Source organism: Arthrobacter sp. MMS24-T111 (genome assembly GCF_054888995.1).
Map to the genome: position 1 here is coordinate 2,316,527 of NZ_JBTZRO010000001.1, position 25,042 is coordinate 2,341,568.

Annotated in this window: 34 protein-coding genes and 3 pseudogenes; 30 read left to right on the forward strand and 7 right to left on the reverse strand. The window is 63.2% G+C overall.

Features of this window, described 5'->3' with window-relative positions:
• The 21 genes and pseudogenes from rplD to map all read left to right on the forward strand — a co-directional run bounded on the left by rplD (position 1) and on the right by map (position 11,996).
• Positions 1 to 621 (forward strand): 50S ribosomal protein L4, encoded by a 621-nt coding sequence (gene rplD, locus ACX5I6_RS10880; protein WP_461840487.1) that lies wholly within the window; start codon positions 1 to 3, stop codon positions 619 to 621.
• Positions 618 to 923 carry a 50S ribosomal protein L23 gene (gene rplW, locus ACX5I6_RS10885; protein WP_011692807.1) on the forward strand — a complete coding sequence of 102 codons (306 nt, stop codon included), beginning with the start codon at positions 618 to 620 and terminating at the stop codon, positions 921 to 923. Before rplD ends, rplW begins: the two co-directional genes overlap by 4 nt.
• Before the next feature lie 29 nt (positions 924 to 952).
• The gene (rplB, locus tag ACX5I6_RS10890; RefSeq protein WP_026264302.1) at positions 953 to 1,792 is read left to right on the forward strand and encodes a 50S ribosomal protein L2; all 840 of its coding nucleotides are present in this window, start codon (positions 953 to 955) and stop codon (positions 1,790 to 1,792) included.
• Positions 1,793 to 1,804: 12 nt separating this feature from the next.
• Positions 1,805 to 2,086, forward strand: a complete 282-nt coding sequence (rpsS, locus tag ACX5I6_RS10895; RefSeq protein WP_003803803.1) for a 30S ribosomal protein S19 — start codon at positions 1,805 to 1,807, stop codon at positions 2,084 to 2,086.
• 38 nt (positions 2,087 to 2,124) lie between these two features.
• Positions 2,125 to 2,489 (forward strand): annotated as a pseudogene (rplV, locus tag ACX5I6_RS10900) (50S ribosomal protein L22).
• Positions 2,490 to 3,320, forward strand: coding sequence for a 30S ribosomal protein S3 (rpsC, locus tag ACX5I6_RS10905; protein ID WP_461840488.1), 831 nt, complete (start codon positions 2,490 to 2,492; stop codon positions 3,318 to 3,320).
• The gene (gene rplP, locus ACX5I6_RS10910; protein WP_015937848.1) at positions 3,321 to 3,737 is read left to right on the forward strand and encodes a 50S ribosomal protein L16; all 417 of its coding nucleotides are present in this window, start codon (positions 3,321 to 3,323) and stop codon (positions 3,735 to 3,737) included.
• A 2-nt stretch (positions 3,738 to 3,739) separates the two neighbouring features.
• Positions 3,740 to 4,069, forward strand: coding sequence for a 50S ribosomal protein L29 (gene rpmC / locus ACX5I6_RS10915; RefSeq protein ID WP_018760452.1), 330 nt, complete (start codon positions 3,740 to 3,742; stop codon positions 4,067 to 4,069).
• Complete coding sequence (rpsQ, locus tag ACX5I6_RS10920; RefSeq protein WP_018760451.1) at positions 4,066 to 4,371, forward strand: 30S ribosomal protein S17; 306 nt, start codon at positions 4,066 to 4,068, stop codon at positions 4,369 to 4,371. Before rpmC ends, rpsQ begins: the two co-directional genes overlap by 4 nt.
• Before the next feature lie 482 nt (positions 4,372 to 4,853).
• On the forward strand, positions 4,854 to 5,222 hold the full coding sequence (gene rplN, locus ACX5I6_RS10925) for a 50S ribosomal protein L14 (protein WP_003803789.1): 369 nt from the start codon (positions 4,854 to 4,856) through the stop codon (positions 5,220 to 5,222).
• A gap of 3 nt (positions 5,223 to 5,225) precedes the next feature.
• On the forward strand, positions 5,226 to 5,588 hold the full coding sequence (rplX, locus tag ACX5I6_RS10930; protein WP_018760450.1) for a 50S ribosomal protein L24: 363 nt from the start codon (positions 5,226 to 5,228) through the stop codon (positions 5,586 to 5,588).
• On the forward strand, positions 5,588 to 6,169 hold the full coding sequence (gene rplE / locus ACX5I6_RS10935; protein WP_018760449.1) for a 50S ribosomal protein L5: 582 nt from the start codon (positions 5,588 to 5,590) through the stop codon (positions 6,167 to 6,169). The genes rplX and rplE overlap by 1 nt, the downstream gene beginning before the upstream one ends.
• 82 nt (positions 6,170 to 6,251) lie before the next feature.
• Positions 6,252 to 6,650 carry a 30S ribosomal protein S8 gene (gene rpsH / locus ACX5I6_RS10940; protein WP_018760448.1) on the forward strand — a complete coding sequence of 133 codons (399 nt, stop codon included), beginning with the start codon at positions 6,252 to 6,254 and terminating at the stop codon, positions 6,648 to 6,650.
• Positions 6,651 to 6,668: 18 nt separating this feature from the next.
• Positions 6,669 to 7,205: a 50S ribosomal protein L6 gene (gene rplF, locus ACX5I6_RS10945; RefSeq protein ID WP_018760447.1), complete on the forward strand. Its 537-nt coding sequence runs from the start codon at positions 6,669 to 6,671 to the stop codon at positions 7,203 to 7,205.
• 2 nt (positions 7,206 to 7,207) lie between these two features.
• The gene (gene rplR / locus ACX5I6_RS10950) at positions 7,208 to 7,591 is read left to right on the forward strand and encodes a 50S ribosomal protein L18 (protein ID WP_018760446.1); all 384 of its coding nucleotides are present in this window, start codon (positions 7,208 to 7,210) and stop codon (positions 7,589 to 7,591) included.
• Entirely contained in the window at positions 7,588 to 8,304 is a 717-nt protein-coding gene (rpsE, locus tag ACX5I6_RS10955) for a 30S ribosomal protein S5 (RefSeq protein ID WP_018760445.1), read from the forward strand. Before rplR ends, rpsE begins: the two co-directional genes overlap by 4 nt.
• Before the next feature lie 2 nt (positions 8,305 to 8,306).
• The gene (gene rpmD / locus ACX5I6_RS10960) at positions 8,307 to 8,513 is read left to right on the forward strand and encodes a 50S ribosomal protein L30 (protein WP_018760444.1); all 207 of its coding nucleotides are present in this window, start codon (positions 8,307 to 8,309) and stop codon (positions 8,511 to 8,513) included.
• On the forward strand, positions 8,514 to 8,999 hold the full coding sequence (rplO, locus tag ACX5I6_RS10965; RefSeq protein WP_013601817.1) for a 50S ribosomal protein L15: 486 nt from the start codon (positions 8,514 to 8,516) through the stop codon (positions 8,997 to 8,999). It begins immediately after the preceding gene.
• 211 nt (positions 9,000 to 9,210) lie between these two features.
• Entirely contained in the window at positions 9,211 to 10,521 is a 1,311-nt protein-coding gene (secY, locus tag ACX5I6_RS10970; protein WP_461840489.1) for a preprotein translocase subunit SecY, read from the forward strand.
• A gap of 5 nt (positions 10,522 to 10,526) precedes the next feature.
• Entirely contained in the window at positions 10,527 to 11,096 is a 570-nt protein-coding gene (locus ACX5I6_RS10975) for an adenylate kinase (RefSeq protein ID WP_018760442.1), read from the forward strand.
• 72 nt (positions 11,097 to 11,168) lie between these two features.
• Positions 11,169 to 11,996, forward strand: coding sequence for a type I methionyl aminopeptidase (gene map / locus ACX5I6_RS10980; RefSeq protein ID WP_461840490.1), 828 nt, complete (start codon positions 11,169 to 11,171; stop codon positions 11,994 to 11,996).
• Positions 11,997 to 12,102: 106 nt separating this feature from the next.
• Here the strand turns inward: map and ACX5I6_RS10985 are convergent, their stop codons facing one another.
• From ACX5I6_RS10985 to ACX5I6_RS10995, 3 genes are read right to left on the reverse strand one after another with little or no spacing between them, the layout of a single operon-like run.
• Positions 12,103 to 13,452, reverse strand: a complete 1,350-nt coding sequence (locus tag ACX5I6_RS10985; RefSeq protein ID WP_461840491.1) for an ABC transporter substrate-binding protein — start codon at positions 13,450 to 13,452, stop codon at positions 12,103 to 12,105.
• A 58-nt stretch (positions 13,453 to 13,510) separates the two neighbouring features.
• Entirely contained in the window at positions 13,511 to 14,431 is a 921-nt protein-coding gene (locus ACX5I6_RS10990; protein ID WP_018760439.1) for a carbohydrate ABC transporter permease, read from the reverse strand.
• Positions 14,428 to 15,387 (reverse strand): carbohydrate ABC transporter permease, encoded by a 960-nt coding sequence (locus tag ACX5I6_RS10995; RefSeq protein WP_208294349.1) that lies wholly within the window; start codon positions 15,385 to 15,387, stop codon positions 14,428 to 14,430. The genes ACX5I6_RS10990 and ACX5I6_RS10995 overlap by 4 nt, the downstream gene beginning before the upstream one ends.
• 217 nt (positions 15,388 to 15,604) lie before the next feature.
• On the opposite strand from ACX5I6_RS10995, the gene ACX5I6_RS11000 reads away from it, so the two are divergent.
• The 8 genes and pseudogenes from ACX5I6_RS11000 to ACX5I6_RS11035 all read left to right on the forward strand — a co-directional run bounded on the left by ACX5I6_RS11000 (position 15,605) and on the right by ACX5I6_RS11035 (position 20,876).
• Positions 15,605 to 16,579 (forward strand): P1 family peptidase, encoded by a 975-nt coding sequence (locus ACX5I6_RS11000; protein WP_461840492.1) that lies wholly within the window; start codon positions 15,605 to 15,607, stop codon positions 16,577 to 16,579.
• Between the two features lie 167 nt (positions 16,580 to 16,746).
• Positions 16,747 to 16,968 carry a translation initiation factor IF-1 gene (gene infA / locus ACX5I6_RS11005; RefSeq protein ID WP_009358723.1) on the forward strand — a complete coding sequence of 74 codons (222 nt, stop codon included), beginning with the start codon at positions 16,747 to 16,749 and terminating at the stop codon, positions 16,966 to 16,968.
• Between the two features lie 70 nt (positions 16,969 to 17,038).
• Positions 17,039 to 17,152: a 50S ribosomal protein L36 gene (gene rpmJ, locus ACX5I6_RS11010; protein WP_009358722.1), complete on the forward strand. Its 114-nt coding sequence runs from the start codon at positions 17,039 to 17,041 to the stop codon at positions 17,150 to 17,152.
• Between the two features lie 184 nt (positions 17,153 to 17,336).
• Positions 17,337 to 17,711, forward strand: a complete 375-nt coding sequence (gene rpsM / locus ACX5I6_RS11015) for a 30S ribosomal protein S13 (RefSeq protein ID WP_003803743.1) — start codon at positions 17,337 to 17,339, stop codon at positions 17,709 to 17,711.
• A gap of 54 nt (positions 17,712 to 17,765) precedes the next feature.
• Positions 17,766 to 18,167, forward strand: a complete 402-nt coding sequence (gene rpsK, locus ACX5I6_RS11020) for a 30S ribosomal protein S11 (RefSeq protein WP_018760435.1) — start codon at positions 17,766 to 17,768, stop codon at positions 18,165 to 18,167.
• Between the two features lie 130 nt (positions 18,168 to 18,297).
• Positions 18,298 to 19,308, forward strand: coding sequence for a DNA-directed RNA polymerase subunit alpha (locus ACX5I6_RS11025; protein WP_013601812.1), 1,011 nt, complete (start codon positions 18,298 to 18,300; stop codon positions 19,306 to 19,308).
• Positions 19,309 to 19,375: 67 nt separating this feature from the next.
• Complete coding sequence (gene rplQ, locus ACX5I6_RS11030; protein ID WP_109044358.1) at positions 19,376 to 19,951, forward strand: 50S ribosomal protein L17; 576 nt, start codon at positions 19,376 to 19,378, stop codon at positions 19,949 to 19,951.
• Between the two features lie 32 nt (positions 19,952 to 19,983).
• Positions 19,984 to 20,876, forward strand: a pseudogene (locus tag ACX5I6_RS11035) (tRNA pseudouridine synthase A).
• Here ACX5I6_RS11035 and ACX5I6_RS11040 read toward each other — a convergent pair.
• Together ACX5I6_RS11040 and ACX5I6_RS11045 are read right to left on the reverse strand one after the other, a co-directional pair.
• On the reverse strand, positions 20,873 to 21,532 hold the full coding sequence (locus ACX5I6_RS11040; protein ID WP_461840493.1) for a sensor histidine kinase: 660 nt from the start codon (positions 21,530 to 21,532) through the stop codon (positions 20,873 to 20,875). The pseudogene ACX5I6_RS11035 and the gene ACX5I6_RS11040 overlap by 4 nt on opposite strands.
• Positions 21,505 to 22,539, reverse strand: a complete 1,035-nt coding sequence (locus ACX5I6_RS11045; RefSeq protein ID WP_461840494.1) for a hypothetical protein — start codon at positions 22,537 to 22,539, stop codon at positions 21,505 to 21,507. The genes ACX5I6_RS11040 and ACX5I6_RS11045 overlap by 28 nt, the downstream gene beginning before the upstream one ends.
• A 250-nt stretch (positions 22,540 to 22,789) precedes the next feature.
• Here ACX5I6_RS11045 and ACX5I6_RS11050 point away from each other — a divergent pair.
• Positions 22,790 to 23,574: pseudogene (locus ACX5I6_RS11050) on the forward strand (response regulator transcription factor).
• Positions 23,575 to 23,582: 8 nt separating this feature from the next.
• Here ACX5I6_RS11050 and ACX5I6_RS11055 read toward each other — a convergent pair.
• Both ACX5I6_RS11055 and ACX5I6_RS11060 read right to left on the reverse strand, forming a co-directional pair.
• On the reverse strand, positions 23,583 to 24,059 hold the full coding sequence (locus tag ACX5I6_RS11055; RefSeq protein ID WP_461840495.1) for an Hpt domain-containing protein: 477 nt from the start codon (positions 24,057 to 24,059) through the stop codon (positions 23,583 to 23,585).
• Positions 24,060 to 24,152: 93 nt separating this feature from the next.
• Positions 24,153 to 25,040 carry a type II secretion system F family protein gene (locus ACX5I6_RS11060; protein WP_461840496.1) on the reverse strand — a complete coding sequence of 296 codons (888 nt, stop codon included), beginning with the start codon at positions 25,038 to 25,040 and terminating at the stop codon, positions 24,153 to 24,155.
• Positions 25,041 to 25,042 lie beyond the last annotated feature (2 nt).

Consider the following 25,042-nt stretch of genomic DNA (forward strand, 5'->3'; position numbering starts at 1 on the left):
ATGGCTAACACTGTCCAGGTCGACCTGCCTGCAGAGATCTTCGACGTTCAGACCAACGTGCCGCTGCTGCACCAGGTTGTCGTTGCCCAGCTCGCTGCTGCCCGCCAGGGAACCCACAAGACCAAGACCCGCGCTGAAGTTTCCGGTGCAGGACGCAAGCCGTTCAAGCAGAAGGGCACCGGCCGCGCCCGTCAGGGTTCCATCCGTGCTCCCCACATGACCGGCGGTGGCGTTGTCCACGGTCCCACCCCGCGTGACTACAGCCAGCGGACCCCCAAGAAGATGATTGCTGCTGCACTGCGCGGCGCACTCTCCGACCGGGCCCGCAACGGACGCATCCACGTTGTCCCTGAACTGGTTGAAGGCACCAAGCCCTCCGCCAAGACCGCACTGGCAACGCTCCGCGGTGTTTCCGACCGCAAGAACCTGCTGGTCGTCATCGAGCGCGACAACGACGTTGCCGCACTGTCCGTGCGCAACCTCGCCGGCGTTCACGTTCTGTACGCAGACCAGCTGAACACCTACGACGTTCTCGTCTCCGATGACGTTGTCTTCACCAAGGCAGCCTACGAAGCATTCGTAGCCGCCAAGGCAGCTAAGAACGAGGAGGATGCCAAGTGAGTGCAGCCACCATCAAGGATCCCCGCGACGTCGTGCTTGCACCTGTCGTGTCGGAAAAGAGCTACGGCCTGATCGACGAGGGCAAGTACACCTTCTTGGTGGACCCCCGTTCGAACAAGACCGAGATCAAGCTGGCCGTGGAGAAGATCTTCTCCGTCAAGGTCGAATCGATCAACACCATCAACCGTGCCGGTAAGCGCAAGCGCACCAAATTCGGATGGGGTACCCGCAAGAACACCAAGCGTGCGATTGTCACCCTCAAAGAAGGCACCATCGACATCTTCGGCGGTCCGCTCGCGTAGCGGAGACCACTTTAACGAGGAAATAAATTATGGGAATCCGTAAGTACAAGCCGACTACCCCGGGCCGTCGTGGCTCGAGCGTAGCGGACTTTATCGAAATCACGCGGTCGACGCCGGAAAAGTCGTTGGTACGTCCGCTGCCCAAGAAGGGCGGCCGTAACAACACCGGTAAGATCACCACCCGCCACAAGGGTGGTGGACACAAGCGCCAGTACCGTCTGATCGACTTCCGTCGCCACGACAAGGACGGCGTCAACGCCCGCGTTGCCGAAATCGAGTACGATCCGAACCGCACGGCTCGCATCGCCCTCCTGCACTACGTTGATGGCACCAAGCGTTACATCATCGCCCCCAACAAGCTCTCCCAGGGTGACGTTGTGGAGGCAGGTGCCGGTGCTGACATCAAGCCCGGTAACAACCTGCCCCTGCTCAACATCCCGGTGGGTACCGTCATCCACGCAGTTGAACTGCGCCCGGGCGGCGGCGCCAAGATGGGCCGCTCCGCCGGTGCATCCATCCAGCTCGTTGCCAAAGAAGGCCGTTTCGCCCAGCTGCGCCTGCCTTCCGGCGAAATCCGCAACGTTGACGTGCGCTGCCGCGCAACCGTCGGCGAGGTCGGCAACGCCGAGCAGTCGAACATCAACTGGGGCAAGGCCGGCCGTATGCGGTGGAAGGGCGTCCGCCCGACCGTCCGTGGTGTCGCCATGAACCCGGTCGACCACCCGCACGGTGGTGGTGAGGGTAAGACGTCCGGTGGACGTAACCCCGTCAACCCGAACGGTAAGCGTGAAGGCCGCACCCGCCGCCCGAACAAAGAGAGCGACAAGCTTATTGTGCGTCGCCGTCGTACTGGCAAGAACAAGCGATAGGAGCCTGGACACATGCCACGCAGCCTGAAAAAAGGTCCTTTCGTTGACCAGCACCTCTTTGTGAAGGTCGCCAGGGAAAACGAAAAGGGCACCAAGAACGTCATCAAGACCTGGTCCCGCCGTTCGATGATCATCCCCGACATGCTCGGGCACACGATCGCCGTACACGACGGACGCAAGCACATCCCGGTGTTTGTCACTGAGTCGATGGTCGGGCACAAGCTCGGCGAATTCGCTCCCACGCGGACATTCCGCGGCCATGTCAAGGACGACCGTAAGGGCAAGCGCCGCTAGGCGCCTGCGTTTACGTCAAAGACGAGAGAAGGAAAGCAATGGAAGCCAAGGCAATTGCGCGCCACATCCGCGTAACGCCTATGAAGGCCCGGCGCGTCGTCAACCTTGTTCGTGGATTGCAAGCGAATGAGGCTCTGGCAATTCTGAAGTTTGCCCCCAGGCAGCTTCGGAGCCGGTATTCAAGGTAGTTCAGTCGGCAATCTCCAACGCCCGGGTCCTCGCGGACCGCGACGGCGTGGCGTTTGACGAAGGTGACCTCATCATCAGCGAAGCGTTTGTTGATGAAGGCCCGACCATGAAGCGGTTCCAGCCGCGTGCCCAGGGTCGTGCATTTCAGATCAAGAAGCGCACCAGCCACATCACCGTGGTAGTCGCTACCCCGGAGAAAGAGGAGGCTCGCTAAGTGGGACAGAAAGTAAACCCGCACGGGTTCCGACTCGGCATCACCACCGATCACGTATCGCACTGGTTCGCTGACAGCACCAAGGCCGGCCAGCGGTACAAGGACTTCGTTCGCGAAGACATCCGTATCCGCCAGCTCATGTCCACGGGCATGGAGCGCGCCGGTATCGCCAAGGTTGAGATCGAGCGCACCCGTGACCGTGTCCGCGTGGATATCCACACGGCCCGTCCCGGCATCGTCATCGGCCGCCGTGGAGCAGAAGCAGACCGCATCCGCGGCGAGCTCGAAAAGCTCACCGGCAAGCAGGTCCAGCTGAACATCCTCGAGGTCAAGAACCCCGAGATGGAAGCCCAGCTGGTGGCCCAGGGCGTTGCAGAGCAGCTGACTTCCCGCGTGGCATTCCGCCGTGCAATGAAGAAGGCCATGCAGTCCGCACAGCGTGCAGGTGCCAAGGGCATCCGTATCGCCTGCTCGGGCCGCCTCGGTGGCGCTGAAATGTCCCGCTCGGAGTTCTACCGCGAAGGCCGTGTGCCCCTGCACACCCTCCGCGCGAACATCGACTACGGCTTCTACGAAGCCAAGACCACCTTCGGCCGCATCGGTGTGAAGGTCTGGATCTACAAGGGCGACGTCACTGCCAAGGAACTGGCCGCCCAGGCTGCCTCGGCACCGTCCCGCGGCAACCGTGGCGACCGTCCCGGCCGTCCGGGTGGCGCCGACCGCGGTGACCGCCGCCGTCGCAACGACCGCCCGGCCGCTGACGCAGCTTCTGCTGCTGAAGCTCCGGCAGCTGAAGCTGCACCTGCAGCAGCAGAAGGAGGACAGGCTTAAATGCTTATCCCACGTCGAGTCAAGCACCGTAAGCAGCACCACCCGGGTCGTTCCGGCGCTGCCACGGGCGGCACCGAGGTCTCGTTCGGTGAGTGGGGTATCCAGGCTCTGAGCCCGGCATACGTCACCAACCGCCAGATCGAATCTGCCCGTATCGCGATGACCCGCCACATCAAGCGTGGCGGTAAGGTCTGGATCAACATCTACCCGGACCGTCCCCTGACCAAGAAGCCTGCCGAAACCCGCATGGGTTCCGGTAAGGGTTCACCGGAATGGTGGGTCGCCAACGTCAAGCCGGGCCGGGTTCTGTTCGAACTCTCCGGTGTCAATGAAGAGGTAGCTCGCGAGGCCCTGCGCCTGGCAATCCACAAGCTGCCGTTGAAGGCACGCATTGTGCGTCGCGAAGGTGGTGAGTAGAAATGGCAGTAGGATCCAAGGATCTGGCTCCCGCACAGCTGGACGGTTTCGACAACGAGCGTCTCGTTGAAGAACTCCGCAAGGCCAAGGAAGAGCTGTTCAACCTGCGCTTCCAGTCCGCCACCGGACAGCTGGAGAACCACGGTCGCCTGCGTGCAGTAAAGAAGGACATTGCCCGCATCTACACCGTTCTCCGCGAACGCGAACTGGGCATTCGTGCCGAGGTTGCCGCACCGGTTGTGGAAGCCAAGGAAGAAAAGAAGTCCAAGAAGGCTGCAACCAAGAAGGCCGAAAAGGCTGAAACGGTTGAGACCGAGGAGGATGCCAAGTGAGTGAAAAGGACGAGAACGTGACGGAAACTGCTACCGCCGCCAAGGCTGGGGAGCGCGGTTACCGCAAGACGCGTCGCGGCTACGTGGTCTCCGACAAGATGGAAAAGACCATCGTTGTCGAGGTTGAGGACCGCGTAAAGCACGCCCTGTACGGCAAGGTTATCCGCCGTACCTCCAAGGTCAAGGCACACGACGAAGAGAACACCGCCGGTATCGGCGACCTCGTTGTCATCGCCGAGACCCGTCCGCTGTCCGCCACCAAGAACTGGCGGCTCGTGGAAATCCTCGAGAAGGCCAAGTAGCACCTGCTGCTTCGCTGTTGCCCCTGCTCCCTTCCGGGAGCGGGGGCTTCCTCGTTAAGCGGCCGGCAGTGTCACGCCGGGCACCCTTCGGACGCCGCGGACGACGCCGGCGCCTGGGCCGGTGGGGGAGTGGCACCCTTGGCGGGCCGAAAGGCTGCCGTGCGTTACGCCGTCGTCCGTCTTGCGGTGCGGAGGCGAGGGGTGATATGGGGACTGGCGGAAAACGTGCTAGGATATTGAGTTTGTATGGCGCCTTCTGTGCGCCGTCATCAACCTCGTAAACAAGCGTGCCACAGCATAGTGCCCCTGTGCGCCCGGGATCCGTCCCGGACCGGGTGGGAGCAACTGCTTCTGGCACGGGCGTTTAGGCCTGGTCTGGCAAAATCCAGGCAGGTCAAGAGACACCCCGATCAACCGTTCCGCAAGGCTCATTCCGTAGCAAGACCACGGCCTGAGAACCGGCGCGACGCAAGGAGTAAATAGTGATTCAGCAGGAGTCGCGACTGAAGGTCGCCGACAACACGGGTGCTAAGGAAATCCTTACCATTCGCGTTCTCGGTGGATCCGGCCGTCGCTACGCAGGCATCGGCGACGTCATCGTCGCCACCGTCAAGGATGCAATCCCGGGCGGCAACGTAAAGAAGGGCGATGTGGTCAAGGCCGTCATCGTCCGTACCAAGAAGGAACGCCGCCGTGCGGATGGTTCCTACATCAAGTTTGACGAGAACGCAGCTGTGATCCTGAAGAACGACGGTGACCCCCGCGGTACCCGTATCTTCGGACCGGTTGGTCGTGAACTGCGTGACAAGAAGTTCATGAAGATCGTTTCTCTGGCTCCGGAGGTGCTCTAGTCCATGGCTGCAAAGATCAAGAAGGGTGACCTGGTTCAGGTCATCACTGGCGCCAAGGCTGAGCGCGGCGGCGACCGTGGCAAGCAGGGCAAGGTTCTGCGCGTTTTCACCGACACCAACCGCGTGCTGGTTGAGGGCGTTAACCGCGTCACCAAGCACACTCGGGTTGGACAGTCGCAGCGCGGCACCAAGACCGGCGGCATCGAGGTTGTAGAGGCCCCGATTCACGTTTCCAACGTGGCCCTGGTTGACCCGTCGACCAAGAAGCCGACCCGCGTGGGCTTCCGCCTCGACACTGTGGAGAAGAACGGCGTCAAGAAGACCGTCCGCATCCGCGTGTCCAAGAGCACCGGGAAGGACATCTAATGACCGAGACTATCGAGACCCCGGCAACGAAGATCGTTCCTCGTCTGAAGACCAAGTACGCCGAATCCATCAAGGCTGCGCTGCAGGATGAATTCAAGTACTCGAACGTGAACCAGGTACCCCGCTTGGTGAAGGTTGTTGTGAACATGGGTGTTGGAGATGCCGCCAAGGACTCCAAGCTGATCGACGGCGCTGTCCGCGACCTCACCCAGATCACCGGCCAGAAGCCGCAGGTTACCAAGGCCCGCAAGTCGATCGCACAGTTCAAGCTGCGCGAAGGCATGCCCATCGGTGCGCACGCAACCCTGCGTGGCGACCGCATGTGGGAATTCGTGGACCGCCTGGTCAGCCTGGCCCTGCCCCGTATCCGCGACTTCCGCGGCCTCAGTGGCAAGCAGTTCGATGGCAATGGCAACTACACCTTCGGTCTGACCGAGCAGGTTATGTTCCACGAAATCGACCAGGACAAGATCGACCGCGTCCGCGGTATGGACATCACGGTTGTCACCACTGCGAAGACCGACGACGAAGGCCGTGCGCTGCTCAAGGCGCTTGGTTTCCCGTTCAAAACCGAAGCTTAATTAACTACGTAAAAGGTCCGGCTGCTCCGCTCCCCAGGGGACGGAACGGCGGAAACCGTTATGAGGAAGGGCATGAGCCCACATGACAATGACAGATCCTGTCGCAGATATGCTTACGCGCCTGCGTAACGCAAACTCGGCGTACCACGACTCCGTGACTATGCCGTACAGCAAGCTCAAGGCACGCGTTGCCGACATCCTCAAGGCCGAAGGTTTCATCGCCGGCTGGAAGGAAGAGGACGCAGAGGTTGGCAAGAAGCTGACCCTCGAACTCAAGTTCGGTCCGAACCGCGAGCGTTCCATCGCCGGTGTACGCCGGATCTCCAAGCCGGGTCTCCGCGTTTACGCGAAGTCCACCAACCTCCCGCACGTGCTCGGTGGCCTGGGTATCGCAATCCTGTCCACCTCTTCCGGCCTCCTGACTGACAAGCAGGCCGGCAAGAAGGGCGTGGGCGGCGAAGTCCTCGCGTACGTCTGGTAACGGGAAAGGAAGAGAATAATGTCACGTATTGGACGTCTCCCCATCACCGTTCCTGCCGGCGTTGAGGTCAAGGTTGACGGCTCTGTCGTCAGCGTCAAGGGTTCCAAGGGGGAGCTTAGCCACACTGTGGCCAGCCCCATCGAGGTTGCCCTGGACGAGAACACCCTGACCGTTACCCGCCCGAACGATGAGCGCGCCTCCCGTTCACTCCACGGCCTGACCCGCACCCTGATCGCCAACATGATCCAGGGCGTCACCGCAGGCTACGAGAAAAAGCTTGAAATTGTCGGTACCGGTTACCGCGTTCAGGCCAAGGGATCTGACCTTGAGTTCGCTCTCGGCTTCAGCCACCCGGTCAGCGTTTCCGCTCCGGCCGGCATCACCTTTGCAGTAGAGGGTCCGACCAAGCTCTCTGTCTCAGGCATCAACAAGCAGCAGGTCGGCGAAGTTGCTGCCAACATTCGCAAGCTGCGCAAGCCTGACCCCTACAAGGGCAAGGGCATCCGTTACGCCGGCGAAGTCATCCGCCGCAAGGTCGGAAAGGCTGGTAAGTAACCATGGCCATCGCCATTAACAAGAAGCGTACGAACAAGAGCAAGGCAGCTGCACGCAGCCGCCGCCAGCTTCGTATCCGCAAGCGCATTGCCGGTACGGCTGCCCGCCCCCGTTTGGTGGTCAACCGCTCCGCACGCCACGTATTTGTCCAGGTTGTCGACGACAGCATTGGCCAGACCGTAGCAAGCGCGTCCACTCTGGAAGCCGACCTTCGTGCATTCGATGGTGACAAGACTGCCAAGGCCAAGCGCGTCGGCGAGCTCGTTGCCGAACGTGCCAAGGCTGCCGGTGTCGAGGCTGTCGTTTTCGACCGTGGTGGTAACAAGTACCACGGCCGGATCGCCGCCGTCGCCGACGGTGCACGCGAAGGTGGGCTGTCACTGTGACCGAAGCAAACAAGGAAAAGGACACTGTGTCTGCAGATCAGAAGGCGCCCGAAGCCGCAGCTGCTGAGACCACTGCCCCCGCTGCCGAGGACCGCCGTGGTGGCGCCCGTCGCGGCGAGCGTGGAGACCGTGGCCAGGGCCGCGGCGACCGCGGTGGCCGTGGCGGCCGCGACGGTGGCCGTGAAGCCGAAAAGAACCAGTTCGTAGAGCGCGTTGTCACCATCAACCGCGTTTCCAAGGTCGTCAAGGGTGGTCGTCGCTTCAGCTTCACCGCTCTGGTGGTCGTTGGTGACGGTAACGGCATGGTCGGCGTCGGCTACGGCAAGGCCAAGGAAGTTCCCGCCGCTATCGCCAAGGGCGTTGAAGAAGCCAAGAAGTCCTTCTTCCGCGTTCCCCGCGTTGGCAGCACCATCCCGCACCGGGTTCAGGGTGAAGCCGCTGCCGGCGTCGTAATGCTGCGTCCGGCCTCCGCCGGTACCGGTGTTATCGCCGGTGGTCCGGTCCGTGCAGTACTGGAGTGCGTGGGTATCCACGACATCCTCTCCAAGTCGCTCGGTTCCTCCAACGCCATCAACATCGTTCACGCGACCGTTGACGCCCTGAAGCGCCTCGAAGAGCCGGCATCCGTGGCGGCACGCCGCGGCCTGCCGCTGGACGAGGTTGCTCCCCAGGCACTGGTGAAGGCCCTTCTCGCCCCGAAGGCAGGTGCCTAGTCATGGCTAAGAACCTGGTCCCCTCCGACGCTCAGTTGGAGATCACTCAGATCAAGTCCGCCATTGGCGGCAAGCAGAACCAGCGCGACACCCTGCGGTCCCTCGGCCTGAAGCGGATCGGACACACCGTTGTCCGCACCGCCGACGCCGTGACCGTCGGGATGATCAACACGGTTCCGCACCTGGTAAAGGTAGAGGAGGCGAAGTAAATGGCAGAGAACACTGCTGATAAGGCACAGGCTGCTGAGAAGCAGAACGCCCTGAAGGTTCACCACCTGCGTCCCGCTCCGGGTGCCAAGACCGCCAAGACCCGTGTTGGTCGTGGTGAGGCATCCAAGGGTAAGACCGCCGGCCGCGGTACCAAGGGTACGGCTGCCCGCTACCAGGTGAAGGCTGGCTTTGCCGGCGGCCAGCTGCCGCTGCACATGCGCCTGCCGAAGCTGCGCGGCTTCAAGAACCCGTTCCGGGTTGAGTTCCAGGTTGTAAACCTGGACAAGCTCAACGAGCTGTTCCCGGAAGGTGGCGCAGTCACCGTGGAGAACCTGGTCGAAAAGGGCGCCGTTCGCAAGAACCAGCCCGTCAAGGTGCTGGGCACCGGCGACATCACCGTCAAGGTTGACGTCACCGCCCACGCATTCTCGGCCAGCGCCGCAGAAAAGATTGCCGCAGCAGGCGGAAGCACCACCGCCCTCTAAAGGGACTGCGCCAGCTGTTGAACTCCCGGTATCCGCGGGCTTTGGCCCCGGATGCCGGGAGTTTTCCATATCCGCCGGGCGAATTTTTCCTGCCTTCCGGCGCACCCTGGCCGGTATGGATTGTTCGCATGGCGCATCCAACCGTTAGACTCGGATGTCGGGATTTATCAAGTTCCGCAACCCCACTCTTATTGACACCACAGGAGGACGCTTGCTTAGCGCATTTGGCCGGGCCTTTCGCACGCCTGATCTGCGACGCAAGTTGTTGTTCACGCTGGGAATCATCACCATCTTCCGCTTGGGTGCTTTCATTCCCTCGCCAGGTGTGAACTACCAGAATGTCCAGCAATGCTTGCATAACGGTCAGACTGCCGGCGGGCTGTACCAGCTCGTCAACCTCTTCAGCGGCGGCGCGTTGCTCCAGGTGTCTATCTTCGCCCTGGGCATCATGCCGTACATCACGGCCAGCATCATCGTCCAGCTGCTCCGGGTGGTCATTCCCCGGTTCCAGCAGCTCTACGACGAGGGCGCATCGGGCCAGTCCAAGCTGACCCAGTACACCCGCTACCTCACCATCGCCCTGGGCCTGCTCAACGCCACCACCCTGGTGTCCCTGGCCCGTTCCGGCCAGCTGCTGCCGGGCTGCCAGCTCCCGGTGATCCCGGACACGAGCATCATCACCACCATCCTGATCATCATCACCCTCACGGCCGGCACCGGCCTGATCATGTGGATGGGCGAGCTCGTCACCGAAAAGGGTGTGGGCAACGGCATGTCGCTGCTGATCTTCACCTCCATCGCAGCGCAGTTCCCCACCTCTCTCGGTGCGATCTGGACCTCCCAGGGACCGGGGACCTTCTTCCTCGTCCTGGTGGTGGGCCTCCTCACGGTCGCCCTGGTGGTCTTCGTGGAACAGTCCCAGCGGCGCATTCCGGTCCAGTACGCCAAGCGGATGATCGGCCGCCGGACCGTGGGCGGCACCAGCACCTACATTCCCATCAAAGTGAACATGGCCGGCGTCATTCCGGTGATCTTCGCTTCCTCCATGCTTTACATTCCAGGGCTGATCGCACAGTTCAACCAGCCCCGGAACGGCGAGCAGCTCCAGCCGTGGGTTGAATGGATCAACAACAACCTGACCCGCGGTGACCACCCGATCTACATGGCGGTTTACTTCCTCCTGATCGTGTTCTTCACCTACTTCTACGTCGCGATTACCTTCAACCCTGAAGAAGTCTCGGACAACATGAAGAAGTACGGCGGCTTCATTCCAGGTATCCGCGCCGGCCGGCCGACCGCGGACTACCTGCAGTACGTGCTCTCGCGGATCACCCTGCCCGGCGCCCTCTACCTGGGTTTCGTGGCACTGATTCCACTGGTGGCACTGGTACTGATCAACGCAAACCAGAACTTCCCGTTCGGTGGCACCTCGATCCTGATCATGGTGGGCGTTGGCCTGGAGACCGTCAAGCAAATTGATGCGCAGCTACAACAACGTCACTACGAAGGGCTTTTGCGATGACGAGAATGCTGATTATTGGACCTCCCGGTTCCGGAAAAGGAACGCAGGCGGAGCGGATTTCAGAACGCCTTGGCGTTGTGGCCATCTCCACCGGCGACATCTTCCGTGCCAACGTGAAGGGCGAAACCCCGCTCGGCATCGAGGCGAAGAAGTACATGGACAACGGTGACTTCGTTCCGGACAGCGTGACCAACAAGATGGTCCGCGACCGCCTGGGCGAATCCGACGTCGAAAACGGCTTCCTGCTGGACGGCTACCCGCGCACCACCGCGCAGGTGGACTACCTTGACGAGATCCTCGCCGACGGCGACGAGAAGCTCGACGTGGTGCTGCAGCTGACGGCCGACGACGAGGAACTGGTTCACCGCCTCCTGGGCCGGGCCAAGGAAACGGGCCGGAGCGACGACAACGAAGCCGTCATCCGCCACCGCCTTGACCTCTACCACGAGCAGACGGAGGCCGTGGTGGCGAAGTATGCCGAGCGTGGCATCCTGACCCAGGTGGACGGGATCGGTCCCATCGACGAAGTAACCAACCGCGTGATGCAGGCCATCAAGGCTGCACAGGCAGCCTGACCCAAGGCGCCACGGTTATCGAGGCTCCTCCCGGAATCCGGGAGGAGCCTCAGCCATTTGAAAGGACACATCATGGCCTTCGGCCAACCCCGCATCGAATTCAAGAACAACGCCCAGATGCGCACCATGCATGAAGCCGGACTGGTGCTCAGCCGCGCGCTGGATGCCGCCGTCGCCGCCGCGGTGCCTGGCGTCACCACCAAGCACCTGGACGACGTCTTCGCAGCGGTCCTCAACGAAGCGGGCGCGAAATCCAACTTCCTGGGCTACCACGGCTTCCCGGCCACCATCTGCACGTCCGTGAACGAGGAAGTGGTCCACGGTATCCCGGGCAGCCGGGTCCTGCAGGACGGTGACATCATTTCCATCGACGGCGGGGCAATCGTCAACGGCTGGCACTCCGATTCGGCGCGGACCGTGATCGTGGGCACAGCGGATCCGGAAGACCAGCGGCTCTCCGACGTCACCGAGGCAGCGATGTGGCGTGGCATTGTGGCCCTCGCCACGGGAAGCCATGTAGGTGATATCGGTGCCGCCATCGACGATTACGTCTCCTCCGTACCGGGAAAGCCCTTGGGCATCCTGGAGGACTACGTGGGCCACGGCATTGGCTCCGAGATGCACATGGCCCCGGACGTGCTGAACTACCGCACCAACCACCGGGGACCGAAGATCAAGCCAGGCCTGTGCCTTGCCATCGAACCCATGCTGGTCCGTGGCGGCATTGACACCGCGGTTCTTGAGGACGACTGGACCGTGGTCACCACCGACGGCAAGCGGTCCTGCCAGTGGGAGCATTCGGTTGCTGTGCATGAGAAGGGCATCTGGGTGCTTTCGGCCCCCGACGGCGGCGCGGAGCACCTGGTGCCGCTGGGCGTCACACCCGTTCCCATCCCTTAGGCCAAACCGCCAAGAGCGGTACGACGCGTGTTTTCCTCAGCGACACGCAAAAGCCCTGGCGAACCCATAAACGGGGGTCGCCAGGGCTTTCGCGTGTCGAAAAGCGTTAAGCCTTCAGCTTCGGCTTCACATCCCGGTCGTAGATCCCCTGCAGGGTGCTCTTCAGGTCCGTCATGGAGGACTTGACGTCGCCTTGCTGGGTAAGGATTTTCGCGGCGGCCTTGGCCATCTCCTGGTCTGCGCCCGGCAGGAACACCCGGGCGTTGTCCTGGACCTTGGTGACGGCCAGCTGGTCCATGGCCGTCTTGATCTGCGGCGTCTTGGCCAGGACCGCCGTCATGTCGGCAGACTTACGGGTGGGCATGTAGCCGGTGGCGGCAGAAAACTCTGCGGTGCTTTCCGGCTGCGTGATGAACTTCAGGAACGTACCCGCGGCCAGCTGCTCCTCCTTGGTGATCCCGCTCGGGATGCCAAGGCCGGCGCCGCCGGTGGGGCATACGTTGGACTGCGCCTTCGGGCCGCCCGGCAGGAAGCCTACGCCCACATTGAACTTGGCGGACTTCAGGATTCCCAGCAGCGAGCCCGTGGAAGAAATCGTGGTGGAGGTCAGGCCTGCCGAGAAATCGTCAGCGGCTTCCTTGGAGGAGACGCCTGCCCACTTGTCCTTGTAGATCGAATCCTGGGCCCACTGCAGCGCCGCCACGGAGTCGGCAGAGTCGCACGTGATGTCCCATTCGTTGGACCAGCCGCCGCCCCAGCCCCACAGCATGTTCTGCAGCGTCCACCCTGCATAGCCGGCCAGGGCCGGGTAGATGTAGGCGTACTGGGCGCCGGAGCTTGCCTTCAGCTTGGGTGCCCATTCCCCGAATTCGTCCCAGGTCTTCGGGGCACGGTCCGGCAGGCCCGCGGCGGCGAAGTGATCCTTGTTGTAGTAGAACAGGGGCGTTGAGCGGCCATAGGGGAGGGCCCACTGCTTGCCGTCGTATTTGTAGTCGTCCACCAAGGACTTCTGGAAATCGTCCATCTTCATGTCCAGCTGCTTGGTGAGGCTGTCCACGGGGATGATGCTGCCGTTGGTGTAGTAGCGGAACCACCAGACGTCGGACAGGACCACAACGCCGGGGAGGCCCGACTTGGCCGCCTGCGCGGTCTGGAATTTCTGGGCGATCTCCTCATAGTTGGCTCCGGCCGTGACCAGGTTGACCGTGATGTCCGGGTTCTGGGCGTGGAATTTGTCGATCAGGCTCTTTTCGACGTCCTGGGACTGGCCAGGGTGGCTGGACCAGAAGTCGATCTTGGCCGCAGGCTTCACCCCGCTGAAGTCGATGTCGGCCGCTTGGGACGTGGCCTGGCCGCCGCCGGTGGTTGATGGTCCGCCGCATGCTGCCAGGGCGGCAGCGGAGGCGGTGGCCCCTGCCAGGCCCAGGAAATGCCTCCGGTCCAGATGCAATGCCATGAGAGTTCCTTTCGGTTGTTGCCTTGTGGAAGGTGGAAGTTCGACGGCGGCCGGCAGCTTAGCCGGTCACGCTGCCTTGGGTGAGGCCTGCCACGATGTAACGCTGCAGGGCCGCGAAGATGATCAGGATGGGCACGATGACCAGGACGGCGCCGGCCATGAGCACGCCCCAGCCGGCGGCGTTGCTCTCACTGTTTTGCAACAGCGTCAGGCCGACCGGGAGGGTCATGGTCTCCGGCCGGTCCGTGATGATCAGTGGCCAGATGTAGTCGTTCCATTCGGTCACGATGGTCACCAGCGCCACCGTGGCGATAGAGGGGACCGAGACCGGAACCACGATCTGCCAGAGCCGGCGCCAGTGCCCGGCCCCGTCCATTTCCGCCGATTCCAGGATGGAGGCGGGCAGGGTCCGGAAGTGTTGGCGCAGCAGGAAGGTGCCGAACGCGGTGCCGAGGCCGGGCAGGATGATGCCCCACAGGGTGTTCTTTCCGCCGATCCCGGCGATCAGGATGAAGTTGGGCAGGATGGAGACCTGCGGCGGCACCATGAGGGCCACCAGGATCAACAGGAAGATGAAGTTCCGGAACGGGAAGCGGACAAAGACCAGCGCGTACGCCGTCAGGATTGCGAGCAGCACCTTGATGGTGGCCCCGGCCAGGGTAACGATGGTGCTGTTCAGGAAGAACTGTCCGAACGGGACGGTGGTCATGGCGGTCCGGTAGTTCTCCAGGTTCAGGCTCTCCGGGAGGATCTTCAGGTCCGTGGTGACAATCTCGCCGGAGGACTTGAAGGAGCTGAGGACCATCCAGAGCAGCGGCAGGAACACCACCAGCGTGGCAATGAGCAGCGGCAGGTAGCCGCCAACAATCGTCTGGACAAGGTTTCGGCGCGAGAAGGGGCGGTCGGGGCGCAGGGCCGGATCCGGCGTCGACACCGCCGGGGCTGCCGGGTCCGGGTTGACCGGTGATAGGGATGTCACGAGTAGTGCACCTTTCGTTCCACGAAGCGCAACTGCAGCACGGTGATCACCAGGAGGATGGCAAACAGCACGACGGAAATGGCTGCTGAATAGCCCGCCCGGTTGTACGCCCCGAACGCCTGGAGGTAGGCCTCGTAGATCAGGGTGCTGGTGCCGGCGCCCAGCGGCGTCATGATCCGGATGAGGTCAAAGGCCTGCAGCGAGCTGAGCATGGTGGTGATGAGGAGGAAGAACGTGGTGGGGGACAGCAGCGGCAGCGAGATGCTCAGGAAACGCCGGAACCCGTTCGCACCGTCGAGGGACGCGGCTTCCATGACGTCCTTCGGCAGGGACTGCAGCCCGGCAAGGTATACGACGGCGCAATAGCCAAGGTTCTTCCAGACGTACACCAGGATCACCATGACCAGCGACAACTGGGGGTCGTTGATCCATTGCGGGCTCTGCTGGCCGATGCCCCGCAGCAGCCAGGCGAGGACGCCGTAGCCGGGGTCGAAGATGAACAGCCACACCAGGCCCACCCCCACGCCGGAGAGCACATAGGGCGCAAACACGGCCGAACGGGCAAACGTGGTGCCACGGATCTTCCCGTTCAGGGCCACCGCCACCAGCAGGCCCAGCAGCATGGATCCGCCCACCGTCACCACGGTGAACACGGCGGTGGTCCCCAGGACCTTGGGGGCGTCATTGCTGGTGAAGAAGGTGGCGTAGTTGGCCAGGCCCACGACGGTGGCGGTGGGGGAACCCAGCGTCCAGTCCAGCGTGGAGTAGTACATGTTGCTGATCAGCGGACGGTAGGTGAAGACGGCGATCAGCACCAGGTTGGGCAGCGCCATGGCAAGGAAAACAAAGAAGTCCCGGCGGTTCCTTGCGGTCCACCGCCGGTGCGGAATTTTCGCTGCGGGTCCTGGCGGCCGCTTGGGCTTGGCGGACGGATGCGGGGCGAGTTGACGGGTCATGCGTGTCTCTCCCGGGTCGGGAGCCTGCTCGTGGCGGGCACTGGCTGAATCTAGGGACTAACTACACCAGACCGTCAGTGGGCTGAAGCCCGCATTTGCCCTTCTCGAAGGACTGTTATCCGAGGCTTCGTCGCCCGTTAACGCTGTGTTGGATGCAGTCTCGCATAAAGTTTGCCCTTGCGGCAGGGGCGCGCCCGCGACGTGGAGAATAGGGGGCATGGGAACCATTGCAGACGTCCCGGGCATCCGGGTAGGCCACCACCAGCGGACCGGCGATGGCTGGCTGACCGGAGTCACGGTGGTCCTGCCGCCGCCGGGCAGTACGGGGTCGGTGGACGTCCAGGGCGGCGGCCCCGCCACCCACGAAACAGATGCGCTCGACCCCACCACACTCGTCAGCACCGTGGATGCGGTGGTCTTGGCCGGCGGCAGCGCCTACGGGCTTGCCTCCGCCGCCGGCGCCCAAGCCTGGTGCGAGGCCAACGGCCGCGGGTTCGCCGTGCCCGGGGGAGTGGTGCCCATCGTTCCCGCAGCCGCGATCTTCGACCTTGGCCGGGGCGGCGACTTCGCCGCACGGCCGACGCCGGACATGGGCTACGCGGCAGCAGCCGCCGCGTCGGCACAACCGGAGGGGCACGACGTCGAGCGCGGCAACGTCGGTGCCGGCACTGGAGCCCTCATCGGCAGGGGACAGTTCAAAGGCGGCGTGGGCACAGCCTCCATCACCCTGGAGAACGGGGCAGTAGTCGGTGCGCTGGCCATCGTCAACGCACTCGGGCTCCCGGTGGGTGGGCTTGTCGAAAACCGAGCCCTGGATTTCGACAAGCCCACCCACCGGGAGGACAAGCCCGGACGTCCGGCGCCGTTGAACACCACCCTCGTCGTGGTAGCCACCAATGCCGTTCTGGACGCGGCGGAGTGCAAGCGTACGGCGTCTGCCTCGCATGCCGGGATCGCCCGGGCCTTGAATCCGAGCCACACCCTTGCCGACGGGGACACCGTATTCTGCCTCGCAACCGGCGCCCTGGCGCTGGATCGCACGGACGCAGCCGCACGGCAAATCAGCCTCATCACGCTGCAAAGTGCGGCAGCCGACGTCGTCCGGCTGGCCGTCCTGGACGGCGTGGCCAGCGCGGAGGCCGTGACCACTCCCGCGGGTGCGTATGGTGCATACGGCGACCGGATGCGCTAGCATGGCTGGATTTAACTTTCGCCGCCAGATGGCGTAGTGTTGTCTGTTGGTTGTCTGGACTGCCGCGCCCTTTTGGGCTTGGAGATGGCAATCGATCCAACAAAAACGTTCGTAGTCATGTCCGGTGCAATCCGGCGGGGCTGCGGCAACAACAGTTAGCGGAGGGTATGGCCAAGAAGGACGGGGTCATTGAGATCGAAGGCGTTGTGACCGAGGCGCTGCCTAACGCGATGTTTCGCGTTGAGCTCACCAACAAGCACATCGTTCTGGCACACATCTCTGGAAAGATGCGTCAGCACTACATCCGGATCCTCCCCGAGGACCGCGTAGTGGTGGAGCTGAGCCCGTACGACCTCACCCGTGGTCGTATCGTCTACCGCTACAAGTAAATTGCTGGGCAGCTGCAGCGCATGCTGACTGCTGCTCCAGCTGACCAACTGTTACACGCAAAGGAACGCCATGAAGGTCAAGCCGAGCGTCAAGCAGATCTGCGAAAAGTGCAAAGTGATCCGCCGTAACGGCCGGGTCATGGTGATCTGCGAGAACCCGCGCCACAAGCAGCGCCAGGGCTAATTTCCTTCCCTGAAGGAAATCCTGGGTTGCCAACCCACGCAAGTAAATAAAGGCAGCACAAGCTGATCTGGAACATTGAGCTCGAAAGAGTCCGGACAGCTAACCCCCGGTCGGAGGCTGGGGCCGTACGGAATGTGCGGGTGTACTGCCTACGACCTCCGGTTTATCAAGGAGTACTGCCACTATGGCTCGTCTCGCTGGCGTAGACATTCCCCGCGAAAAGCGGCTGGAAATTGCGCTTACTTACATCTACGGCGTGGGCAAGACCCGTGCACACGAAACCCTGGCTGCCACGGGCATCAGCGCTGACGTTCGCGTCAAGGACCTGACTGACGCCCAGTTGGTTGAGCTGCGTGACTACATTGAAGGCAACTACAAGGTTGAGGGTGACCTTCGCCGCGAAGTAGCAGCAGATATCCGCCGCAAGGTTGAAATCGGCAGCTACGAAGGCCTGCGCCACCGCAAGGGCCTGCCCGTACGCGGTCAGCGTACGAAGACCAACGCACGTACCCGCAAGGGCCCGAAGCGTACCGTCGCCGGCAAGAAGAAGGCCCGTTAAAATCCCCGCTCGGGATTTACGGACTTTCCCCAATAACTTTCTGTAGGAGAAAAAATGCCCCCGAAGACTCGTGGCGCGGTTCGCAAGCCGCGTAAGAAGGACAAGAAGAATATCGCGCTTGGCCAGGCGCACATCAAGAGCACCTTTAACAACACCATCGTTTCCATCACGGATCCCTCCGGTGCTGTTATTTCCTGGGCTTCCTCTGGCGAGGTTGGCTTCAAGGGCTCGCGCAAGTCCACCCCGTTCGCTGCCCAGATGGCTGCCGAAGCCGCTGCAAAGCGTGCGCAGGAGCACGGCATGCGCAAGGTTGACGTTTTCGTCAAGGGACCGGGTTCCGGGCGCGAAACCGCAATCCGTTCGCTGCAGGCCGCAGGCCTCGAGGTTGGCTCCATCCAGGACGTCACCCCCGCAGCGCACAACGGCTGCCGCCCGCCGAAGCGCCGCCGCGTCTAATTCTTTTCCGCAGCAGGAGCTTGCCCGGACCAGTGATGGCCCGGGCAAGCCCAGCGCGTTAAGTCTTCAGACCGAATTTCCACCACCTGTGTTGCGTCATATAGCGGATGCTCGCCGAAAGGAAACCTAAGTGCTCATTGCACAGCGCCCCACCCTCTCCGAAGAGGTAGTCTCCGAAAACCGTTCGCGTTTCATCATCGAACCGCTGGAACCGGGCTTCGGCTACACCCTCGGAAACTCCCTCCGCCGTACCCTGCTCTCCTCCATCCCCGGTGCTGCCGTAACCAGCATCCGGATCGATGGTGTGCTGCACGAGTTCACCACGGTTCCGGGTGTCAAGGAAGATGTCACCGAGATCATCCTTAACATCAAGAGCCTGTCGGTTTCCTCCGAGCACGACGAGCCCGTCGTGGCTTACCTGCGCAAGCAGGGCCCCGGAGTCGTCACCGCCGCGGACATCGCTCCGCCGGCCGGCGTCGAATTCCACAACCCGGATCTGCACATCGCCACGCTGAACTCGAAGGGCAAGTTCGAACTCGAACTGACCATCGAGCGCGGCCGCGGCTACGTTTCGGCAGCTCAGAACAAGTCCGGCGACGCAGAGATCGGCCGTATCCCGGTCGACTCCATCTACTCGCCGGTCCTGAAGGTTACTTTCCGAGTGGAAGCAACCCGTGTTGAGCAGCGCACCGACTTCGACAAGCTGATTGTCGACGTCGAGACCAAGCAGGCCATCGCCCCGCGCGATGCCGTCGCTTCCGCAGGCACCACCCTGGTGGAACTGTTCGGTCTGGCCCGTGAGCTGAACACCGCAGCTGAAGGTATCGAGATCGGCCCGTCGCCCACCGACGCTGCCCTGGCAGCCGACATGGCACTGCCGATCGAGGATCTGGACCTCACCGTCCGTTCCTACAACTGCCTCAAGCGTGAGGGCATCCACACTGTGGGTGAACTCGTTGCCCGCTCCGAGGCCGACCTGATGGACATCCGCAACTTCGGTGCAAAGTCCATTGACGAGGTCAAGGCAAAGCTGGTTGAACTGGGCCTGTCCCTCAAGGACTCGCCTCCCGGTTTTGACCTCGCAGCACGCGCCGCAGCAATCGAAGAGGACGACGCCGCGTTCGGCGACGACGAACTCTAAACCAGACCTTGGCCGCGGGCAGCACCATGGTGTGCCGCCCACGGCTTCCACATGAGGAGAAACAATTATGCCTACCCCCACTAAGGGTCCGCGCCTCGGAGGCGGCCCGGCTCACGAGCGCCTCATGCTCGCGAACCTGGCAGCATCCCTGTTCGAGCACAAGCGGATCACCACCACGGTGACCAAGGCCAAGCGCCTGAAGCCGTACGCAGAGCGCCTGGTGACCTTCGCCAAGCGTGGCGACCTCGCTTCCCGCCGCCGCGTTCTCGGCCTGATCAGCAACAAGGGCGTCGTCCACGAGCTGTTCACCGATATCGCCCAGGCAGTGGAGAACCGCGACGGCGGCTACACCCGCATCACCAAGATCGGCAACCGCAAGGGCGACAACGCTCCCATGGCTGTCATCGAGCTGGTCCTGGAGCCGGTTTCCGCCAAGCAGGCCGTCGTAGCCGAGGCTACCTCTGCCGCCAAGCGTGACGCCGACAAGAAGGAAGCTGCCGCTGCCGCTCCGGCTGCTGAAGAGGCTCCGGCCGCTGAGGAAGCTGCCGCAACCGAAGAAGCACCTGCTGCCGAGGACGCCGCAACCGAAGAGGCTCCGGCCGCTGAGGAAGCTCCGGCTGCCGAGGAGAAGGACGCGAAGTAATTCGCTGACCTGCTTCGCATAGACTTAGGTCTGTGAACCACCAAAAACCCGCGGCCCCCGTCTTAGGGGGCGGCGGGTTTTGCGTCTCCGGCTTGATCTTTCGTACGACGGCGGCCCCTTCAGTGGGTGGGCGCTGCAGCCGGGCCTGCGGACCGTCCAGGGAGTCCTTGAGGAAGCGATCGAGTTGGTGGTACGCCGCGCGGTCCGGGTCACCGTTGCCGGCCGTACCGATGCCGGCGTCCACGCCCGCGGCCAGGTGGTCCACCTGGACCTCACGGAAGCTGAATGGCTGGCACTGCCGCGCGGGCACGAGCTCGATCCCGCCGTCGCCCTGCTGCGCAGGCTCCGTGGCGCGCTGAACCGTGCCCTGGGCGACCTCCACGGCGCCGTCGAAGTCCATGACATCGCCCTGGCGCCTGTGGGCTTCGACGCCCGCTTCTCGGCCCTCTGGCGGCGCTACAGCTACCGGATCGCGGACGGACCAGCCCTCTGGGACCCGTTGGCACGGTACTTCACGCTGTGGCACAAGAATCCGCTGGATGTCGGCCTGCTCAACCAGGGTGCCTCGCAGCTGCTGGGCCTGCAAAACTTCCTGTCCTTCTGCAAGCCGCGCGAAGGGGCCACCACCATCGGGGAGCTGCAGCGCTTCGAGTTCGCGCGCGGTGACGACGGCGTCATCGTTGCCACCGTGCAGGCCGATGCGTTCTGCCACAACATGGTCCGTGCCTTGGTGGGTTCGGCCCTTTACGTGGGGGAGGGCACCGTGGAACCCGGCTGGCTGCACGAACGGTTGCTCCTGCAGAAACGGGACGCCAAGTCAGTTTTGGCCGCCCCGCACCCGCTGGTGCTGGAGGAAGTGGCTTACCCGTCCGACGATGAACTGCTGGCCCGCGCGGAACAGACACGGGCCCTGCGCCACCATTAGAACGACGGCGGTGGGCCCTCGGCCGGCAGCGTCACGGTGAAGGTGCTGCCTTGGCCTTCGCCGCTCTGGCACGTGATGGTGCCGCCATGCCGCTCCACGATCATCCGCGTGATTGACAGGCCGAGCCCGGCACCGGGTATGGCGGCCTGACGCGCGGCTTCGGCGCGGAAGAATCTGTTGAACACCCTGGCGGCGTCGTCCGCTGACATGCCCATGCCGGTGTCCTTGACGCTGAGTGAGACCCACTGGGCGTCCGCTTCGGCGCTGATGCTGACCGTGCCGCCGTCGGGCGAGTATTTGATGGCGTTGGACACCAGGTTGTCCAGTACCTGGCCGATCCGGAGTGGATCCGCGTAGGCCCAGAGCGGCGACGGGACGTCGGCGGCGATCTCCACGTGTGACCGCTGCGCCGACGCCTGCGCGGAGCCGAGGCTGGTTTCCACCAGGCTGGCGAGGTCGGTCCGTTTCGGGTGGACGTTCATGGTGGTGGATGCCGAGGCCGTCAGGTCAGCCACGAGGTCGATCATCCGCTCCGCGTTGCGCTGCACCACCAGCAGCCGTTTGGCTGCGTGCGGCGGCAGGTCGGCAATGTCGTCGAGCACCAGGTCCACGTTGCCGATGATCGAGTTCAGCGGGTTCTTGAATTCATGCGACACGTTGGACACCAGGTCCTGGTTTGCCGCCAGCGACTCGACCCAGCCGGTGACGTCGCTGTACACCACCACGGCGCCGGTGAGCCTGCCGTCCTCGCCCACAAGCGGACGGGCCGCGGTGGAGACTGCCCGCTGTTCCGGGCCCTCACCGGCCCACACCAGGTAGTCGGCGAAGGATTCCCCGGCCATCGCCCGGCTGATGGGCCGCCGGTCCGGGGAAGCAGGGTCCGCCGGTCCTGGCCGTAGATCAGCTGGTGACCCTGGCCGGGGACTTCCTCGTCGGCGCCGGTGACCCGGCGGAAGTTGCGTTGCCTGCTGTTGGAGACCAGGAAGTGGCCTGAGCGGTCGACGGCGGCTATGCCGACGTCGGTGGCGTCCAGCACCGTTTCCAGCAGCTTCTCCCGTTCCCGGCTTGCGTCCAGCAGTTCACGGAGTTCCCGGTCCTTTTCGGCGAGTTCGCGTTGCTGCAGCCGCAGGTTAACGCTCGCGAAGCGGATGGCCAGCGAAACCGCGAGCATCATGAGGGGGAAGAGGACCACGGTGGTGAGGTCCGAGGCCGTGACGGACGGGAGGTGGGCCACGGTTGGCGGGACCATGATCAGGAAGGGGCCCACAAAGCTGAGCACCAGGCTGGTCCGGGTCAGCATGCCGGAGGCGGACAGCCAGATCACCGGGAAGACCACCAGCACGGCCAGGCCCGGCAGCAGCGGTGCGGCACCGTTGCGGAGGAACCCGATGGCTGCGAAGTCCAGTACCGGGATGAGCAGGTAAGCCCGGTGTGCCAGTCGTTCCCAAGGGACCAGGAAACAGGCAAGGAACAAAATGGCGTGCAACGCAATGCCGGCCAGGTACAGGGGGCTGTGCGTGAGCGACGGCCAGGCAAGGGGGGTGGCTACGGCAATGATGGCCACAATGACCGTGATGGGGAGTTGGCACAACGCCACTTGGGCGCGGGTTCCCAGCCTGCGGAAGATGCGGCCGGGTCCCCGGTGGAACAATGGCTCAGCCATGTTTCTGACTCGTACCCCTTACTTGTGGAAAGCAAAGTGCCCGGGAGGCCTTCTCTGTTGCTCCCATACCGGGCAGGTACCCCTTTCCGCCCATATTGCACATGTCTTGTCATAATAATTGACTTTTCAATTTTTGGACCGTTGCGGATGTCATCAGCAGGGCTTACTAGTAGCGTATAAATGGTTGGAGCGGATATGGCATTGGCGCTGGGCCAATGGGGGGCCATCTCCGCCTGGCGCAGGGATAGCAATGGACGATCTTGGTGTAGCTGTGGTCATCGAAGATGACGCCGATGTGCGGAACCTCCTTGAAGGTGTTTTGACCCAGGCGGGCTTTGAAGTGCATACAGCTGATGATGGGCGGTCCGGGGTAGAGGTGGTCCGCAGCAAGCAGGCCAACGTTGTGACTCTCGATATCGGGCTGCCGGACATTGACGGGTTCGAGGTCTTGCGGCGGATCCGGACCTTCAGCAACGCCTACGTGGTGATGCTGACGGGGAGGACTGAGGAACCGGACCTCTTGTCAGCCCTGAACACCGGGGCTGATGACTACATAGCCAAGCCGTTCAGGCCCAGGGAGCTCCGTGCCCGGGTGGCGGCAATGATGCGCAGGCCACGCCAGGAGGTTAACGGGCCGCGCCCGTCACCTGCCGCATGGGGCCAAGCAGCGGCTCCTGCCGCCGCGCCCGCCGAGTCCGGAATCCTGCAGCACAACGGGCTTCGCCTGAACCACCGGACGCGCACCGTGGAAGTCAGGGGGAGCCGCTGGGCCTGACGCGCAGCGAATTCGACCTGCTCCATGTGCTGCTGAAAGGTGGCGGCGCCGTGTGTACCAGGGCTGACCTGGTGCGGGCGGTCCGCGGGGAGTTCTACGACCATGACACCTACATCAGCGAAGCGGACGAGCGCGCCGTCGAAGTCCATGTGGGAAACCTGCGGCGCAAGCTCAAGGAGGACCAGCTCGCGCCCCGCTGGCTGCAGACGGTCCGCGGGGTGGGGTACAGGCTTGCGCCCCGGCGGCCCGACGACGCCTGACCGGACAGCTATCCCTGTTCGAGGATGAAGGTTGACTGGAGCTCGGACACCGTCCGCGCGCCGTCATGGGCAACCCCGGCCATCATGGCCTGCCCCTGGACGAAGTCGCCTTGCCGGATCAGGGCTTCGAGGACCTCGGCGAGCTTGGCCAGCCGAATACCGCCCACCATTGCGGAACTGATTTTGAGGCTGATTACCGCGTCAAGGGCTGAGGCCTCGTCCTGGCTGTCGACTGCTGTTCCGAGCCGAGCCAGGCGCGTGTCCCACATGGCGGCGTAGTCCCGTGCGAAGCGCCGGGCCAGGCCCGACCCTGAGAGTTCGTCGTCAAGTTCATCCAGCACGGATGCATCAATGAGAGGCAAGAGAGAGGCCGCCTTCAGCGAATGGGCCGCACCTGCGGCTGGAATGGACGGCGGCGCGATCCCGGCCGGCGGCAATTCCGCAGCGGGGCTGTTTCCGCTGGAGCCGGGATCGGGATTGTGCATTGTCCAAGGCTACTTCCTGGAAATCCTTCAGTGACCTGTTTCGGATGATTCTGTGTAAACCTTGAGGCAACCTTGCCGCCATGCTGAGCAACCCTACTGGCCAGTAAAGGTGGCGATGGTGTTAATGACCGCCGGTCCCAAAATGGCAATAAAGAGCACCGGAAATATAAAGAACAACAGCGGGAAAAGGATCATTACGGGCAGTTTCATGGCCTTTTCCTCGGCCCGCTGGCGCCGCTTGACGCGCATGACCTTGGCTTGGACGCGCAGTACCCGGCTGATGGCGATTCCATACGTGTCGGCCTGCACCACGGCCTGCACGAAGCTGCGCAGTTCGGGAATGCTGGTCCGCTCCGCCAGGGCGATGTAGGACTCCCGGCGGCTGCGCCCCACCTGCATATCCTGCAGGGTGCGCACCAGTTCCTCGGCAAGGGGGCCTTTGCCGTTCTCACCGGCCCGTGCCATGGCGCCCTCGAAGCCCAGCCCGGCTTCCACCGAAATGAGCATCTGGTCCAGGGTGTTGGCAAGTTCCAGCTGCATGGCCTTCTGCCGTTCCGACCCTTTGCTGTAGAGCATGAGGTCCGGGATGAAGTAGCCAAGAACCATGACGAAGAGTCCGGCCAGCTTCATTATCGGTGAGCTGCCGATCGAGGTCAGGTAAAGGCCAACGGCCGCGCCGGCCACACCAAGTCCGAGCTTGGACCCCAGCACCTTTCCGAGCGGCATGGATGCAGGCCGGCCGGCCAGGGCCAGGAGCCGGTCAAGGAAGGCGACATAAGCGGGGGGAGTCAGGCGCCTGCCCAAGGCCTCGAGGAGTCCCGGCCCTGTTCCGGCGGGGGCAGCGGCAGTGGGCGGCGCACCACGCGAGAGCAGTTCGGCGGCGGCGATCCGGCCCTGCTTGTCAACGGTCAGGACGGACCAGGTTAATGCGGCCAGGGGCAGGCAGACCAGCAGGATCGAGAGTACGACGGTCAGGTTCATGG